General features: G+C 33.4%; 15 protein-coding genes. 9 read left to right on the top strand and 6 right to left on the bottom strand.

What is annotated here, in order from left to right; translation table 11 throughout:
* Window positions 1–59: 59 nt before the first annotated feature.
* Both ABXT65_RS01550 and ABXT65_RS01545 read left to right on the top strand, forming a co-directional pair.
* Window positions 60–1,400 carry an NAD(P)-binding domain-containing protein gene (locus ABXT65_RS01550; protein WP_415323745.1) on the top strand — a complete coding sequence of 447 codons (1,341 nt, stop codon included), beginning with the start codon at window positions 60–62 and terminating at the stop codon, window positions 1,398–1,400.
* Window positions 1,401–1,420: 20 nt separating this feature from the next.
* Complete coding sequence (locus ABXT65_RS01545; RefSeq protein ID WP_415323744.1) at window positions 1,421–1,795, top strand: cupin domain-containing protein; 375 nt, start codon at window positions 1,421–1,423, stop codon at window positions 1,793–1,795.
* On the opposite strand, the gene ABXT65_RS01540 is transcribed toward ABXT65_RS01545, so the two are convergent.
* The 6 genes from ABXT65_RS01540 to ABXT65_RS01515 form a co-directional block, all read right to left on the bottom strand.
* On the bottom strand, window positions 1,792–3,945 hold the full coding sequence (locus tag ABXT65_RS01540; protein WP_415323743.1) for an ABC transporter permease: 2,154 nt from the start codon (window positions 3,943–3,945) through the stop codon (window positions 1,792–1,794). The two genes, ABXT65_RS01545 and ABXT65_RS01540, sit on opposite strands and share 4 nt — an antisense overlap.
* Before the next feature lie 3 nt (window positions 3,946–3,948).
* Entirely contained in the window at window positions 3,949–4,980 is a 1,032-nt protein-coding gene (locus ABXT65_RS01535; protein ID WP_415323742.1) for a quaternary amine ABC transporter ATP-binding protein, read from the bottom strand.
* A gap of 74 nt (window positions 4,981–5,054) precedes the next feature.
* Window positions 5,055–5,609 (bottom strand): hypothetical protein, encoded by a 555-nt coding sequence (locus ABXT65_RS01530; RefSeq protein ID WP_415323741.1) that lies wholly within the window; start codon window positions 5,607–5,609, stop codon window positions 5,055–5,057.
* An 11-nt stretch (window positions 5,610–5,620) separates the two neighbouring features.
* Window positions 5,621–5,995: a hypothetical protein gene (locus ABXT65_RS01525; protein WP_415323740.1), complete on the bottom strand. Its 375-nt coding sequence runs from the start codon at window positions 5,993–5,995 to the stop codon at window positions 5,621–5,623.
* 9 nt (window positions 5,996–6,004) lie between these two features.
* Window positions 6,005–6,448: a hypothetical protein gene (locus ABXT65_RS01520; protein ID WP_415323739.1), complete on the bottom strand. Its 444-nt coding sequence runs from the start codon at window positions 6,446–6,448 to the stop codon at window positions 6,005–6,007.
* Window positions 6,449–6,550: 102 nt separating this feature from the next.
* Entirely contained in the window at window positions 6,551–7,456 is a 906-nt protein-coding gene (locus tag ABXT65_RS01515) for an ABC transporter substrate-binding protein (protein ID WP_415324197.1), read from the bottom strand.
* 176 nt (window positions 7,457–7,632) lie between these two features.
* On the opposite strand from ABXT65_RS01515, the gene ABXT65_RS01510 reads away from it, so the two are divergent.
* The 7 genes from ABXT65_RS01510 to ABXT65_RS01480 all read left to right on the top strand — a co-directional run bounded on the left by ABXT65_RS01510 (window position 7,633) and on the right by ABXT65_RS01480 (window position 16,525).
* Window positions 7,633–9,960: a DUF1989 domain-containing protein gene (locus ABXT65_RS01510; RefSeq protein WP_415323738.1), complete on the top strand. Its 2,328-nt coding sequence runs from the start codon at window positions 7,633–7,635 to the stop codon at window positions 9,958–9,960.
* 4 nt (window positions 9,961–9,964) lie between these two features.
* On the top strand, window positions 9,965–10,315 hold the full coding sequence (locus tag ABXT65_RS01505) for a hypothetical protein (protein WP_415323737.1): 351 nt from the start codon (window positions 9,965–9,967) through the stop codon (window positions 10,313–10,315).
* A 101-nt stretch (window positions 10,316–10,416) separates the two neighbouring features.
* Window positions 10,417–11,745 (top strand): NAD(P)/FAD-dependent oxidoreductase, encoded by a 1,329-nt coding sequence (locus ABXT65_RS01500; RefSeq protein WP_415323736.1) that lies wholly within the window; start codon window positions 10,417–10,419, stop codon window positions 11,743–11,745.
* A 73-nt stretch (window positions 11,746–11,818) separates the two neighbouring features.
* The gene (locus ABXT65_RS01495) at window positions 11,819–13,288 is read left to right on the top strand and encodes a glutamine synthetase family protein (RefSeq protein WP_415323735.1); all 1,470 of its coding nucleotides are present in this window, start codon (window positions 11,819–11,821) and stop codon (window positions 13,286–13,288) included.
* Between the two features lie 26 nt (window positions 13,289–13,314).
* Window positions 13,315–14,259, top strand: coding sequence for a glutamine amidotransferase (locus ABXT65_RS01490; protein WP_415323734.1), 945 nt, complete (start codon window positions 13,315–13,317; stop codon window positions 14,257–14,259).
* Window positions 14,247–15,101, top strand: coding sequence for a GXGXG motif-containing protein (locus ABXT65_RS01485; protein ID WP_415323733.1), 855 nt, complete (start codon window positions 14,247–14,249; stop codon window positions 15,099–15,101). Before ABXT65_RS01490 ends, ABXT65_RS01485 begins: the two co-directional genes overlap by 13 nt.
* Entirely contained in the window at window positions 15,101–16,525 is a 1,425-nt protein-coding gene (locus ABXT65_RS01480) for an FMN-binding glutamate synthase family protein (RefSeq protein WP_415323732.1), read from the top strand. Before ABXT65_RS01485 ends, ABXT65_RS01480 begins: the two co-directional genes overlap by 1 nt.
* The last annotated feature ends 6 nt before the right edge of the window (window positions 16,526–16,531 follow it).

Below are 16,531 nucleotides of genomic sequence, written 5' to 3'. Positions count from 1 at the left end.
AATTTTTAGCATTTTGTTGATAAAGTACACTTATAAATTTATTAGGGAGAGGTGATTTTATGACAAAAGTAGCAATTATTGGTGCTGGGCCTTGTGGTTTATCCGCTTTGAGATCTTTTGAACAAGCTGAAAAAAAAGGTGAAAAAATACCTGAAATAGTTTGTTTTGATAAACAAGAAGATTGGGGGGGGTTATGGAATTACAGTTGGAGAACCGGATCTGATCAATACGGTGATCCTGTACCTAATAGCATGTATAGATATCTTTGGTCAAACGGCCCTAAAGAATGTCTAGAGTTTGCTGACTATTCATTTGATGAGCACTTTGGAAAACCAATTCCATCTTTTCCACCTAGAGAAGTTTTGTATGATTATATTTTAGGTAGAGTAAAAAAAGGAAATTTAAAATCCAAAATTAGATTTAACACCTCTGTTAGCAATGTTTCTTATGATGGTAATAATTTTGAAGTTACTTACCGTGATAAAAAAAATGATAAAATTTTAAAAGATGTGTTTGATTATGTGATTGTATCAACTGGTCATTTCTCAGTTCCATTCATTCCAGAATACCCAGGAATGAAAGCTTTTCCTGGAAGAATAATGCACTCTCATGATTTTAGAGATGCAGAAGAATTCAGAGGTAAAAATGTTGTTGTTCTAGGCAGTAGTTATTCAGCTGAGGATGTCGCTCTTCAGTGTCATAAGTATGGAGCAAAAAGTGTTACCATAGGTTATCGACACAATCCTATGGGATTTAAATGGCCAGATGGAATGAAAGAGGTTTTCCACCTAGATAGACTTGAGGACAATAAAGCAATTTTCAAAGACGGGCATGTACAAGAAGCAGATGCTGTAATTTTATGCACAGGTTACCTTCATCATTTTCCTTTTTTATCTGAGGATCTAAAATTAAAGACAGGAAATAGATTATATCCACCAAAGTTGTATAAAGGTGTGGTTTGGCAAAATAATCACAAATTAATCTACCTGGGTATGCAAGATCAATTTCATACTTTTAACATGTTTGATTGTCAGGCTTGGTTTGCAAGAGATGTTATAATGGACAAAATTAAAATTCCAAATAACTCAGAAATAGAAAGAGATATAAATAAATGGGTATCAATAGAAGAAAAATTAGAAAACGCAGACCAAATGATAGATTTTCAAACTGAATACACTAAAGAACTTCATGATTTATCTGATTACCCAAAAATTGATTTTGAATTAATTAGAAAAACTTTTAAAGAATGGGAACACCATAAGGTAGAAAATATTATGACATATAGAAATAAGTCATTTCCTTCTCCTGTAACTGGATCAGTTGGTCCAAAACATCATACAGATTGGGAGGTTGCGATGGATGATTCTTTAAAAACTTTTTTAGATCAGCCCAAAAAATAATCGATAAGTTATGATTTTACATGATATTTGTAAAAAACCTTAAATCTGTCTCTGATCAAGAGTGGTCAACAACTGAGAAATATCCAGGTGTTAGATGGAAGTTTTTAATTGATGCAGATTTTACAGGAAGTTCTGGACTTTCACTTGGTTTTGCTGAGATTGCTCCAGGGGGCGACTTGACCCTCCATTATCATTCACCTGCAGAAATATATGTAGTTACCAATGGTAAAGGAATATTAAATAAATCTGGCGAACTAGAAGAAATTAAAAAAGGTGATGTAGTTTTTATTGCAGGAAATGCAAAGCATGCTTTAAAAAATACTGGTAAAGAAAAATTAAAATTTTATTGGATTTTTCCAACAGATCGTTTTTCTGAAGTTGAATATTTCAACTAATCTATACCAAGATGTTTTTTTCTTTGCCCCACCCAAGTTCGAATTAGATGGTCAAATACCAAGCCTATGAAAGCAACACAAAGACCTAGTGTTAATCCTATACCCGCACCGTTTTTGTCAGATAAAGCTTTTAAAATATATTGTCCTAAATCTTCTGTCCCAATAAATGCTCCAATAATTACCATAAATAAAGCAAATACAATGGTTTGGTTTAGACCAAGCATCATGTGGGGAAATGCTAAAGGAAATTCTATTTTCATCAATCTTTGTATTTTTGTTACACCCGACATTGAAGCAGCGTCATGTAAAGAAGCTGGAACACTTCTCAATCCTTCAATAGTGTACCTTGTGGCAGGTATAGTTGCATAAACAACTACCGCAATTAATACTGATGTATCTGTAACTCCAAAAAGCATCATTACAGGAATTAAATATACAAATGAAGGGAATGTTTGAAAAATATCACAAACACCCAACATAAAACTTGTAGTATGTTTATTCTGAAAACATAATGTTCCAACAGTAAATCCAATTGTACAAGATATAATAACTCCAAATGTTGCCATGTAAGTAGTAACTAAGGCTCTATCCCACCATGGACTTAGAGCTATAAATAATGTTAATGCACCCACCACAAAAGCTGAACGTATTCCTCCAATTATATATCCAGCACCCATGACTAAAACAAATGTTGCAACAATAGGCATTCGTAAATAGGCAGCACGCATGGGCTGTAACACATCTACTATCAACCATGTATTAAAAATTTTTAAAGTTTGAAAGAATGTATCCCAAATCCAATCAACACCTTTATTCCAAAAATCTGCAGTTGATATTCCTTTGTTGTGTGGAACCTCATATAAATAATTAAAACCTTCCTTAAAGTAAAAAGATCCAGCGTAGGCAAGTATAATTCCAATTAATACTGCTCCTGCAAACAACAATCTATTTTTATGTTGCTCAAAAAAAGTCAAGTTACCAAAGTAATCTATTTGTTTATTTGCCCAAGCTAAAGACATTTTATCTAAAAGTATTGCAATTAAACTAATACACAAACCTGCCTCTAATGCTAATCCAATATTCAATTGATTTAAAGCTAACAACAAATTAAATCCCAATCCTTTCGCACCTATAAAAGCTGAAATAACTGCCATAGAAAAGCACACCATAATAACTTGATTCACTCCGATTAAAATATCTCTTCTTGCAGTTGGAATTAATACTTTGAACATTAGTTGCCAATTATTACATCCACTCATTCTACCAGCTTCAGTAATTTCAGGTGGTATTCCTCTAAGACCTAATAGAGTTAATAATATCATTGGAGGAACTGCAACAACCATGGTTATAATAACAGCTGCATGATCACCAACCCCAAAAAGAACAATTGCAGGAACTAATACAGCATATTGAGGCATAGTTTGCATAACCAAAAGGATTGGAGATAAGACTTTCTCAACACGTTTACTTTTAAATGCTGCAATACCTAGGCCCAAACCAAAAATAAAAGAAAGTGGTGCTGCAACTAATATAAAGGATAGTGTTTGCATCGAAGGTTTCCATTGACCAAAAATAGAAATATAAATCATGACTATACCAGCGAATAACGCTAAACCTTTACCACTTAAGTTGTATCCAAGTATTACAGCACCAGCTGCAACAATTGTCCAAGGTAACCCAGGTAGTTCTGCCCATGGATTTGAGTCTATCCAATCCCAACTAGTAAATGAAACAACTGTCTGAACACCACCTAATAAAATTTCTCTAATTAATTCAATGAGAAATGTCATTAATGCAGTGACATTTCTCGTTATTTGCAGCACTACAGGTCGGGTTTTGTATGTTTGAGTGCTTTCATTCCAAAACTCCATTGGCATCCACTCATTCATTAAAAAAAATAAGGAGTCATTTATCCAAATAGGTAACCATCCAAGTAGAGGAGGCAGTCTCCAAAAAACATCAAATGCATAATATCTTACTTCTGCACCAAACAGTGTGTAAGTGCTTTGATTGGGGTCTTTTATGAATTCAGCTTGACCTCTAATAAATTTGTAGGTTTCAGGAACATCAATAGCAAAGCATAAAGTAAAAAATACAAGTAGCAAAAATAACCATTGGAATAATTTTGGATATTTTTTTAATAGTTCCATAATTTAACTGTTATTTTTTCTTCCTCCAAAAACAGTATGAATTATTTTTGAAGGGTGAAGAGTGCCAACAATTTTATCATTTTCATCTACTACAATTACTGATTTTTCTTGAGTTAAAATTTTTTCAGCAACATTTTCAATTATTTCATTTTTTAAAACTTTTATATCGCCTAAATTTTCACTATTAGGTTTTTCCATGACATCTTCAATTTTTAAAACTTTTTCTCTAGGAACTTCTTCTGTAAATTTTTTTACATATTCTGTCGCTGGATTTAATACAATGTTTGCTGGTGTATCAAGCTGTTCAATTATTCCATCTTTCATAATTGCAATACGATCAGCAAGCTTTAGCGCTTCATCAAAATCATGGGTGATAAACATAATTGTTTTTTGTAATTTTTCTTGAAGTCTCAAGAATTCATCCTGCATTTCTTTTCTAATTAATGGATCTAGTGCAGAAAAAGGTTCGTCTAAAAACCAAATATCTGGTTCAACAGCTAATGACCGAGCTATACCTACTCTTTGTTGTTGTCCACCAGAAAGCTCTCTTGGAAAATAATTTTCTCTTCCATCAAGACCAACAAGTTTAACCATATCCATAGCTTTATTAATACATTCTTGATCTTCAACTCCTTTAATTTGAAGTGGGAAGGCAATATTTTCCAAGACTGTTTTATGTGGAAGTAGTGCAAAACTTTGAAATACCATTCCCATTTTATTTCTTCTAAGATCTATTAGTTCTTTGTTGTTTAATGAAAGTAAGTCTTGACCTTCTATGAAAATTTTTCCACCCGTTGCATCTGTTAATCTAGAAATACATCTTAATAATGTTGATTTTCCTGAACCTGATAAGCCCATCACAACTAACATTTCTCCTTTTGAAACTTCAAAGGAAGCATTGTTCACACCTACTATGCATCCATTGTCTTGGAATGTTTTTGCATCCACATTTCCATTTGCTTCATGAAGCATTTTCTTAGCGTTTGAACCAAAAATTTTATATACAGAATCGCATTTAATTACGGTATCAGTCATAATATTTTAATAAGTTATACGAAATAAAAATAAAATACACTTTTTATATTATTTATACTTATTGTTTTCCTTTCTTAAAAATTTTTAATAAAATAAACTCTCGTATCAATTCCAGTGCTTAAAAAATTTAAAACCTCTCCACTAACAGTAATTTTTTCATTTTCTCCATCATCAATACTTCCACTTAAAACGAAACCAGCAATACATTTTTTGCTCTCTTTATCCCAATTAACAAATGTTTCAGCAATTTGATTACCATTGGTAGTGTAAATTTTTGTTGCTCTAAAATTTATTAGATTGGCTCCCATAACAGCACGTTGAGGAATAATTTTTGTTATTTTACAGACTGTTTCGTATTGCTCTTTAGATAATTTATAATGATCACTTCCTTCATAGAAAGTTAAAATACCTGATGGAAGGCTTGAAATTATTTCACTTAGTTTATTAGCTTCTGCAATTCTTGTTTCTTCTTTTTTCATTTTTTCCACTAATTCTTCACCCTGACCAAAAAATATATTTAAAATTGCAAAGGATAAAATTATAATAAACATTAAAGAAGCAAGACCACCAAATTGTCTAACTGGTTCAAGTAGTAATTCTCTTAACTTTTTCAAATATCTATCCTTCATAATTATTTTAATTATTCTTGTAATTTACCATTATTCCAAATTCCTTTTTTTTCTTTTCCATCGGACCAAGTAAACTTTCCTTTTCCATTCATGAAACCATTGGCCCACTCACCTTCATATTTGGAGCTATCTGGAAAAGTTAAAATTCCTTCCCCACTCCACTCACTATTTTTAAATTCCCCTTTGTAAATGTATCCATTGGGCCATGTTTCAATTCCTTGTCCATGTTTTTGTGTGCCAACCCAATTCCCTTCGTAAGTTGTTTTGTCTGTGTAGGTCCATTTACCAAAGCCATTTTCACAGTTTCCTTCACAGCCTGTCTTTCGAGCTGATAATGAGGTTGCAATTAAAAAACTTAAAGTTATGTAAAAAATATATTTTTTCATTTTTCTATTTTAGCTACATGTATAAAAAGAAATATCTTTTTCAAAGTTATCACTTTTTAAATCTTTTGTAATTTCATGAACTAATTCACCTGACTTTCTATTAATTATACCTGATTCTGAATAATTTTTCTTTTCATCAAAAGCTTTAAATAAAACTATGTCTTTATTTACAACCTTTACATCAAACTTTTTATTTTTTGAAAGAAACATTGATAATCCATTAATCAAAAGTTTTTCTGGTTGTTTTGCATCAATTTCAAATTGATCTAAATTTTTTTCGTTTAAGTCTTTGGCTAAAAAAGTTTTATAATTATATTCTGAATTTTTAAGTATTTTTTTTTCTAATTCACATACAAGGCCAATTTTAACATCTTCCTGTATATCTATATTTTTTGCAAAAGATAAATTGAAGGTTAATAAGCCAAGTGAAATATATACAAAATACTTAATCATTTAAATAATAAATCCGTAGTTTGAGTTTTTGATAAGATGGTAAGCTTAAAAAAAATCCCCCCGCTTTTATTGGGGGGGATTTTAATTTGTTAATTTTTACCTTTATTTAGTAAAAGATTCCCAAACACTCTTATTGTCAGCTAACCATTTTTTAGCAGCATCTTCATGTGTCATCTTATCCTCGTCTACTAAAGCAGCCATTGCTCCAATATGACTTGTTGAGAATGACATTTTTTTGAACACTGCTGCTGCAGCTGGATGAGTTGTTGGAAAGTCTGCATTTACAGCTTTTTTCAAATAACCATCCGGAGATCCACATTTTCCATCACCCCCATCTTCTGGTCTACAACCAGCAGAATATGGAGGGAAGTCTATAAATGTAAATCCTTTTCCATCCGTAAAATTTGGAGTCCAGTTGAATATTATAGTTCCTCTTCCTTCTTTCTCAGCAGCTTTAAGTTCTGCCCAAAGTGCATCTGCACTTCCAGCAAATTTAACTGTCCAAAGATCTCCTAACCCTAGAGCGTCAACTCTCTGAGGTATTAAATCTCCATGCCAACTTTGTGGACCTTCTAACATTCTTCCTTTTCCATCTGAATCAGGTGTTGCAAAGTTTGCAGCACATTCTGGATTTTTTAATGCAGTCCAATCAGGAAGACCTGGACATAATCCTTTATCAGTAACCCAGTTCGGATATCCCATATCCTCAAGTGTTCTAGCTTCGTGATCTCCCCAATCAACTATGCCACCTTTATCAAGCGCTGTAGTAAATGATTTACCAAAGGCAGATTCCCATACTTCATGTGCCAGACTTACATCTCCTATACGAATTGATTCGTACACAGCTTGCGAGTCAGTATTTACATAGCTTACATTATTTCCCATGCTTTCAAAAATTCCACCAATAACGTGGGCCATTACAATTTGGCTAGACCAGTTATGAGTAGCAATAATTATAGGCTGACTACTATCACCAGCTTTTTTGGCAGTTTTGTCACCTCCTTGCATAAAGAAAATTGCGGCAACAACAATTACTACTGCACCGATAATTAACGGTAATTTATTTTTCATATTTCTCTCCCTCAATATTAAGTTAAGTGAGTATGTTCTCATTTATTAAATTTATAGTCAATCCCCTTTGATTATATTAAGCTAATGATAAATTATTAAAATTTACATTGGGAATGCTACATACTAGTAACGATATAAAAAACCCTGGCTTAAGAACTTTGCCACCTGGAGTTGAAAGATATTACGTAAGAGGTGGTGGTCTCTCAGTAATAGAAGTTTCGGCAGAAGATAAAATAGAAATCGTCAATGAAGAAGGAAAACAAATTTGTGAAATAATTGTTTTTAATTCAAAAGGTAAATCAGATTTATCCATTTTAAATTTAAAAGAAAATGCAAATGGAGATTTTTCAAGAAGAGCAATTAATAATGATGAAAAAATTTCAAAACTATTTAAGAAAAAAAAATTAGACCTTAACAAAGCTAAATCATCTATTATTTTTAGTGAAGATTGTTTTATGGGTGAAAAAATAACCTTAACTTCAAAAGATAAATGTATTGTAATGATTGCGGCACCTAGTAATGCAATGAATGTTCATGAGCAAAATCCACCAACAGACCTAACTATTTTTTTGAATAAAGCTAAATTTGAAAATATAGATGAACAATTTATTTTGCCCGACCCACTTAGCGATCCAATTATAGAACAACTTGTAAAAAGAAAAACTGCAGAAACTTACGAAGTAAAAGTTGGTGAATACATTCAGATAATTGATCCAGGTGGAAGGCAATGTTCTGATTTTTTAGCTTTTGATACACGAAAATTGAATGATGGTATTGAAAATATTATAGACGATAAAGCAACTAGAACTTTTATGGGTGGTGCTTATCCAGGTCCCGGTTTATTCTCCAAATTCTATGACGGAGATCATGAAGGAATGATTGAAGTTGTAAGAGATACAGTTGGTAGACATGATACTTTCAATCTCGCTTGTACCTCAAAGTATTACGAAGATATGGGCTATATGGGTCATATTAATTGCACAGATAATTTTAATAATAGACTAGATAAATACGATATTAATTCTCGAAAAAGTTGGTCTGCAATAAATCTTTTTTTTAATACTGCGATTGACGGTAATAATGTTGCATCTTTTGATGAGCCTTGGTCGAGACCAGGAGATTACGTTTTATTTAGAGCTCTAAAAGATCTAACATGCATATCTTCAGCCTGTCCTTGCGATGTTGATGGTGCAAATGGCTGGAATCCAACTGATATTTTTGTTAGGACTTATTCAAAGGAAAAAAAATATTCAAAAGCAATAGCATTTAGAATGAAAACAGACTCCGAACCAAAGCTAACTCAAGAAACAGGTTTTCACAAAAAAACTTCGGAACTAACAAGAAACTTTGTTGAATATAAAGGTTTCTGGCTTGCAAATAATTTTACTAATTCTGGAACTATAAAAGAATACACAGCTTGCAGAGAAAGTGTGATAGCTACTGACTTATCACCTCTTAGAAAGTTTGAAATCTTGGGGCCAGATGCGGAAAGCTTAATGCAATACACTCTTACAAGGAATATAAAAAAATTATCTGTAGGACAAGTTGTTTATACCGCTATGTGTTATGAAAATGGGTGCATGTTAGATGACGGTACATTATTTAAATTAGGCCAAGATAACTTTAGATGGATTGGTGGAGATGAGTACAGTGGTGAGTGGCTAAAAGAACAAGCTAAAAAGAAAAATTATAAAGTTTGGATAAAATCTGCAACAGATCATATTCACAACATTGCAGTTCAAGGGCCTAACAGCAGAAAAATTTTAGAAAAATTTGTATGGACACCTCCAATACAGCCATCAATTACTGAGCTGGAGTGGTTTAGATTTAACATTGCAAGAATAGATAATGAAACTGGAACACCGATTGTTGTGTCAAGAACAGGTTACACAGGTGAACTTGGTTTTGAAATATGGTGTCATCCAAAAGATGCTGTGGAAGTTTGGGATAAAGTTTGGGAAGCAGGAAAAGAATTTGATATCACCCCATTAGGATTGGAGGCTTTAGATATGGTTCGTATTGAAGCTGGTCTTATTTTTTATGGTTACGAATTTAACGATCAAACAGATCCTTTCGAAGCTGGAATTGGTTTTACTGTTCCATTAAAAACTAAAGAAGATGATTTTATAGGTAAAGAAGAGTTGGTTAAAAGAAAAGCTAACCCACAAAAAAAATTAGTTGGTTTAGAATTAGTTGGTCATGAACCAGCAGTAAACGGAGACTGCGTTCATATGGGTCGAGGACAAGTTGGTATAATAACTAGTGGAATGTTATCCCCTAAACTTGGTAAAAACATTGCACTTTGTAAAATTGATGTAAAATATGCAGAGATAGGAACGGAAGTTGAAGTTGGTAAACTTGATGGTCATCAAAAAAGAATTGGGGCAAAGGTTGTTCCTTTCCCTTTCTATGATCCTACCAAATCAAGAGTTAGAGCATAATAAAATGAGCGATAGTAGCAAAGACCTTTTAAATTTTTGGGAAGATCAAATGAAGCAGTCGCATACATCAAGTAACTATTTTTTTAGAAAATCTCCCTCACACTATCACATGATGTTATTGGTAATGTCTGCGTATAAGTTAAATGAAAAATTATCTGTTGAAGGATTAAAAACCAAATTATTTAAGACCTCTAGACCAAAATCTGCTTTAATAATTAATGAGGCGTGTGAAAAAGGATTCTTTCGACTTGAGAAGACTTCAACTGATCAGCGAATAAAAAACATAATGCCAAGTGAATCATTTATTAATGAGTTTAAAAAATATTTAAATACATTAAAAAACATAAGTTATTAGCTAGTCATTTAAAGAGTTCTTATAATATATATTTTATATATATAATTAATAGTTCTAAAAAAAATTGTATTTTTTTTTATCCAAAAAAATAATCTTTGCTTATGACAACACTTCCAAAAAAAGCAAAAGTAGTAATTATAGGTGGTGGTATTCATGGTTTGAGCACTGCATGGAAACTTTCTGAAACCTATAAAAATGAAAATGACATAGTTGTTTTAGAGAAAAAAGATATTGCTGCTGGCGCAAGTGGAATTGCCTGTGGTGTTATTAGAAATAATTATTTCCAACCAGCAATGAGAGAATTGATGGCTCATTCTGTTTCTGTTTGGGAAAGTGATCCAAAAGCTTTTAAATATAACCCCGTTGGTTATTTGCAAATTTCACCAGAGGTTATGCATGAAGATGTTGCAACAATTTATGAACAACAAAAAACAATTGGTTATGATTCAGATTTTATAGAAGGTGAAGCAGATTGCATGAAATATATGAAAAATATGTTTGATGATTGGCAAGCAAAAGAAATTACATCTATCCTGCATGAAAAAAAAGGTGGTTATGCATTTAACAAAGACTCAATTAAAGCTCTTGAAAATAAATCAACATCAAATGGTGTTAAGGTTGTTAAAGGAGTAACAGTTACAGGTTTTAAAAGAGGAAGTAACAGTAAAGCTGTTACAGGCGTTGAAACAGACAAGGGCATTATTGAATGTGACCAGATAGTAGTTGGTGCTGGTCCTTGGGTAAGAGATTTTTGGAATATGTTAGAACTTCCAAAAACAGCAAATATTAGAGGTAAAGATGGTAAATTTCATGAAACTGAAATGTGGAAATACTGGATGTTACAAGAAGGTGTGATTGGTGTTGATAAAGACTTTTTAAAAATGAATGACGGAGGCCAACCACCAGTAATTCATGTCGACTCTACTGCCCCACTATATTCTGATAAAGATAAAAAATTAATTACTGATAAAATTTGGGGAATTTATTACAAACCGGACATCGAAGGATTAGGTGTTCAAGGTGGAACTTCGCCTTACATAGTTGATAAACATTTTGACAAAGTAAATGTTGATCCATACGGGATTGAATCTCCTGAATTTCAAACTACTGAAGCTTTTAATGATATGTGGTGTTCTGCGCTAGCTCACTGTCAAAAAAGATTTGAAGACAAATCTGATCTTTATAGAAAAGGTCCTTCTGGCGGACTTGGTTGCATGACCCCAGACTCGTTTCCAATTTTTGATAAATTTTTAGAAAATGTTTACATGATTGCTGATGCTAATCATGGTTATAAGATGATTGGTGTAGGTGAACTTGTTGCAAAAGAAATTCTCGGAACTGAAAGTGATTTATTAAAACCGTTTAGATTCAACCGTTACGAGAAGGGTGAACTTCACCCTACTTCTAACAGTCCTTTCCCTTGGAGTTAAACTTCAAGTCTAGACACTAATAAATTTTTCAGTTACGGTTTAAAATATTAAAAATTCATTAGAGGGAGAGATAATGACCGATTTAGACAAGCACGTTGCACAACCTGGTAGAGACAAGCTAGTGAAACAAGTGAGAGCCAAAATTAACGAGCTAGGTGTTGAGTATATTTATTTTCAATTTATTTCTGTAACTGGAAGAGTTGTTGGAAAAGGTATTCCTACTGATCATTGGGAAAGAACTTGCGAAAAAGGCTTTCAATTAGTTTACGGTGCAACAGCAAACTTATTTGTTGATCGTCATGGAGATTATATTGGTTATGGACCAGAAGCAAAAGAGCTGGTTGGTATACCTGACCCTGAAACCTTTTGTCAACTTCCTTGGGATAAAAAAGTTGCAAGAGTATTTGTTACTTGCTTTAGAAATAGAGAGGAAAGAGAAAACCCAGGTGCACATTTAACTTCTGACTGTCGTGGAAATTTAAGAATACATGCTGAAGAATTTAAAAAAAAACATGGCTACCAATTAAGAGTTGGAACAGAGCCAGAAATGATGTGGTTAACTAAAAATGAAGATGGTTCACCTACTGGCAAGGGTTTTTCTAAACCTTATTGCTATCATATAGATCAATTTGAATCACTAAGACCAGTTTTCATGCAAGTTTTTAAATACGCCAGAGCAATGGGTTTTGATATGATTCAAGGTGATCATGAAGATGCACCAGGTCAATTAGAATTAAACTGGATGTATGATGATGTTTTAAGAAATGCAGATAGACTATCAACTTACAGACAAATATGTGCACAAGTTGCTAGAGAGTTTAATTTAATAGCTTGCTTTATGACGAAACCATTTATGGGTGTTTCTGCAAGTGGTTGTCATACCAATATGTCTTTATGGACAGGTGGAAAAGATGTGGTTAATAAACTATCTCATAAATCTCTGCCGGGGATGGATGAAGTATTTACTTACGTTGAAGGTGGGACAAATACCTTTATGCCAGATACTAAAGATATTCAATTACCAGGTAAAATTGGTTTAAAAGCTATTGGTGGTGTAATGAAACATTTGGGTGCCTTAACAGCGATTGGCTCTTCTACAGTAAACTCATATAGAAGATTATGGGATACTGGTTTTTGGGCTCCTGTTTATGCTGACTGGGGATTTCAAAATAGAACTTGTGGATTAAGAGTATCTGCGCCAGGAAGGTTTGAATATCGTTCAGTCGATTCAATGCATAATCCATATTTAATGGGTTCTGGATTATTAAAATGTTTTGATGATGGAATAACAAATAATATTGACCCAGGGGAACCTGAGTCTAGAAGTATGTATGAAGCTCAAGCTGCTGGAAAAATTGTTAAAAAATTACCAATGAGCCTTGGTGAGGCTTTAAATCGTTTAGCAGAAGATGAGGTTATAAAATCAGCTATGCCAGATGAAATGTATAAAGTTTTCCATTGGTATAAAAATGATGAATGGGAAAAATTTTTAGGTGCAACAACACAGTGGGATCTAGATACGTATCTGGACTGCCTACCGTAAGTCTTTAATAAAAATAGGGGAAATATATGTGTGGAATAGCAGGATTAATTTATAAAGATAAATCTGTAAACATTGGAACTCAATTGCAAGGAATGCTTCAAGCATTAAAACATAGAGGAGAGGATTCTACTGGTTATGCTCTTTATGGAGATACAGATGGAAAAAATTTCATTATGCGTTTTAAAGTTGGGGAAAATGTTGGTGAAGGTAGTTCTTCAGTGAGTGAAGAGACTTCTGTTTACGATGAAAGAATTAAAATAGTTAAGTCATATATTTTAGGTATGGGTGCAAAAATTATTAAAGAAGAAAGAATACTTCCCTACTCTTTAAGATATGAGGTCAGTTATGATGAAAAAGACCTAAGGGAGTTTTCTAGAAAAATTGAGAGTGTTCCTGGAGTTGAAATTCTTTCAATGGGAAAATCTTTAGAAGTTATTAAAGATTTGGGTAACGCTAAAGATGTTTGTGATAGATACAATTTAGATAAGATTGTGGGCACTCATGCAATTGGTCATGCAAGAATGGCGACTGAATCTGGAGTGGATATTAAGTCAGCCCATCCTTTTTGGGGATACCCGTTTAGCGATGTATCTGTAGTTCACAATGGTCAATTAACAAATTATTGGAATAACAGAAGACTTTTAGAAAATGAAGGTATGAGATTTATGTCTGAATGTGATTCAGAGTTGATCGCAGTATATCTTGCAAAAAAATTGAGAGATGGCGCAACCCTTGAAGAGGGTATGAAAGATTCTTTAATTGGTCTTGATGGGGTATTTACTTACTTTGTTGCGACAAAGGATTCATTAGGAATGGCAAAAGATACTATGGCTGCAAAACCATTGGTGCTATACGAGTCTGATAATTTAATAGCAATGGGATCTGAAGAAATTGCAATTAGAGCAATTCTTCCTCAAGAAATTGATACATATGATCCATATGATGGAGAGGTAAAAGTATGGCAAATCTAAAAACAACAGACAAAAAATCAAAGTCTCAATCAATGGGTATGCACTCTGAAGTGCTTACAGGTAGAACACAACAAAAGTTCTTTAACCCTTCCGAGGCTGAAAGTTTTTACTATTTTGGTACTTACGATGTTGATTTCAATAAAAGAACTGATCTTGATGTTAAAGAAATGACAGCTCCTGAGGCTAATAAAGAAATTGATAACTTAATGAGCCAAGGTTTTGGAACAATTGTTATTAAAAATCCTCAAGGAAAACATAGTTTAGGTGTTGGTATTTTGAATAAACTGAACTTAATTTTTGAAGGAAGCTTAGGTTACTTTGGTATGGGGTCTTGTGATGGACCTACTGTTAGAATTAATGGAAGAGTTGGTTGGTCTTGTGCTGAAAACTTAATGGCTGGAAAAGTTGTTATAGAAAAAAATGCAGGGTCTTGCTTTGGTGCTGCCATAAGAGGTGGTGATTTAATTTGCAAAGGAAGTGTTGGCGCAAGAACAGGTATAGACATGAAGGGTGGAACTATCATTGTTGGTGGTGACGCTGGTGCATTTACAGGTTTTATGATGCAAAGAGGAAGAATTATTATCTTAGGAGATGTTGGGATAAACTTAGGAGACTCTATGTATGATGGCACAATCTTTATTGGTGGAAAAATAGGATCATTTGGAAGTGATGCTGTGCCTGCCGATCTAACTGTTAGTGATCAGGATTGGTTAAAGAGAAAATTAAAAGTTGCAGAAATTGGAGAAAAATTTGACGTTAGTAAAATGACAAAAATAGTATCTGGTAAAAAACTTTGGAACTATGACAATCTAGAACCTCATGAAAAGAAAGGAGCTATCTAATGGCTAAAAAGAAAGTTAAAAAAAATAGTAAAAAATTAAAAAAAACTAATGGAAGTGTTGGTGGAAAAGCTGATGTTCATATAAATGAAGATGGGGGCAGAAATAAAAGTTTACTAGGACATAATGCAATTTTTACTCCTGAGGTTATAGACGACATTCATATTAAAGCTCAGCTAGGAAGATACCGAATGCGGGGAATGGCATTAATGAAGAAGATTCCAACATTTGATGACCTGGTATTTTTACCAGGAACTCTTACTAGGTTTGTAATTGAGGGCTATAGAGAAAAATGTGAAACAAAAACTATTATTGGCCCTAATTGTGAGAACCCTATTGAGCTAGATATACCAGTTTATATTACAGGTATGAGTTTTGGAGCACTTTCTTATGAAGCAAAAACTGCTTTAGCACGAGGAGCAACGATGGCTGGAAGTGCTACTTGTTCAGGTGAGGGTGGAATGATACCCGATGAAAGAAGATATTCTGAAAAATGGTATTACCAATGTATTCAATCAAGATATGGTTTTAATCCACATCATGCTCAACTTGCAGATGCAATAGAAGTATTTATTGGTCAAGGACAAAAAGTTGGAATGGGTGGTCACTTAATGGGTCAAAAAGTTACAGATCAAGTTGCAGAAATGAGATCTTTACCTTCTGGTATTGATCAAAGATCTCCAGCAAGACATCCTGATTGGTTAGGCCCAGATGATTTGGCTTTAAAAGTTCAAGAGCTAAGACAATTAACTAAAAACAAAGTACCCATTCAATTAAAATTAGGTGCTTCAAAAGTTTATGACGATGTTCGTATGGCTGCAAAATGTGATCCTGACTCTATCTTTTTAGATGGAATGGAAGGTTCAACTGGAGCCGGACCTCACATAGCTGCTGCAAATACTGGTATTCCAGGAATTGCCGCAATAAGAGAGGCAAGAAGAGCTATTGATGATGTGGGTAAAACTGGAAAAGTTACTTTAATTTATGCTGGCGGTATTAGAGATGGTGCTGACATGGCGAAAGCTTTAGCATTAGGAGCTGATGCAATAGCAATTGGAACTGGAGCTTTAATAGCTTTAAATTGTAACAAGGATATACCAGAGGCAAACTTTGAAAAAGAAATGGGCGTTAAAGCTGGTGACTGTTATCACTGCCATACTGGCCGTTGTCCAGTGGGTGTTGCAACACAAGATCCTAAATTAAGATCTAGATTAAACCCTGATGATGCAGCTTTAAGAGTTTATAACTACTTACATGCAATGACATTAGAAGCTCAACTTTTAGCAAGAGCTTGTGGTAAAACTAACATTCACTCTTTAGAGCCAGAAGATTTAGCCGCTCTAACGATGGAAGCTTCAGCATTAGCTAAAGTTCCTTTAACAGGAACTAACTACACTGTTGGTGTTGATAACTTTCACAAAATATAAGGAGTA

Origin of the sequence: Candidatus Pelagibacter sp. Uisw_127 (assembly GCF_047722515.1) — a bacterium.
Taxonomy (GTDB): Bacteria; Pseudomonadota; Alphaproteobacteria; order Pelagibacterales; family Pelagibacteraceae; genus Pelagibacter.
This window is presented reverse-complemented; position numbering and strand designations above follow the sequence as displayed.

Coding starts and splice junctions, on each gene's coding strand:
- ABXT65_RS01550 (WP_415323745.1), top strand. CDS start 60: ATGACAAAAGTAGCAATTATTGGTGCTGGGCCTTGTGGTTTATCCGCT.
- ABXT65_RS01545 (WP_415323744.1), top strand. CDS start 1,421: ATGATATTTGTAAAAAACCTTAAATCTGTCTCTGATCAAGAGTGGTCA.
- ABXT65_RS01540 (WP_415323743.1), bottom strand. CDS start 3,945: ATGGAACTATTAAAAAAATATCCAAAATTATTCCAATGGTTATTTTTG.
- ABXT65_RS01535 (WP_415323742.1), bottom strand. CDS start 4,980: ATGACTGATACCGTAATTAAATGCGATTCTGTATATAAAATTTTTGGT.
- ABXT65_RS01530 (WP_415323741.1), bottom strand. CDS start 5,609: ATGAAGGATAGATATTTGAAAAAGTTAAGAGAATTACTACTTGAACCA.
- ABXT65_RS01525 (WP_415323740.1), bottom strand. CDS start 5,995: ATGAAAAAATATATTTTTTACATAACTTTAAGTTTTTTAATTGCAACC.
- ABXT65_RS01520 (WP_415323739.1), bottom strand. CDS start 6,448: ATGATTAAGTATTTTGTATATATTTCACTTGGCTTATTAACCTTCAAT.
- ABXT65_RS01515 (WP_415324197.1), bottom strand. CDS start 7,456: ATGCAAGGAGGTGACAAAACTGCCAAAAAAGCTGGTGATAGTAGTCAG.
- ABXT65_RS01510 (WP_415323738.1), top strand. CDS start 7,633: ATGCTACATACTAGTAACGATATAAAAAACCCTGGCTTAAGAACTTTG.
- ABXT65_RS01505 (WP_415323737.1), top strand. CDS start 9,965: ATGAGCGATAGTAGCAAAGACCTTTTAAATTTTTGGGAAGATCAAATG.
- ABXT65_RS01500 (WP_415323736.1), top strand. CDS start 10,417: ATGACAACACTTCCAAAAAAAGCAAAAGTAGTAATTATAGGTGGTGGT.
- ABXT65_RS01495 (WP_415323735.1), top strand. CDS start 11,819: ATGACCGATTTAGACAAGCACGTTGCACAACCTGGTAGAGACAAGCTA.
- ABXT65_RS01490 (WP_415323734.1), top strand. CDS start 13,315: ATGTGTGGAATAGCAGGATTAATTTATAAAGATAAATCTGTAAACATT.
- ABXT65_RS01485 (WP_415323733.1), top strand. CDS start 14,247: ATGGCAAATCTAAAAACAACAGACAAAAAATCAAAGTCTCAATCAATG.
- ABXT65_RS01480 (WP_415323732.1), top strand. CDS start 15,101: ATGGCTAAAAAGAAAGTTAAAAAAAATAGTAAAAAATTAAAAAAAACT.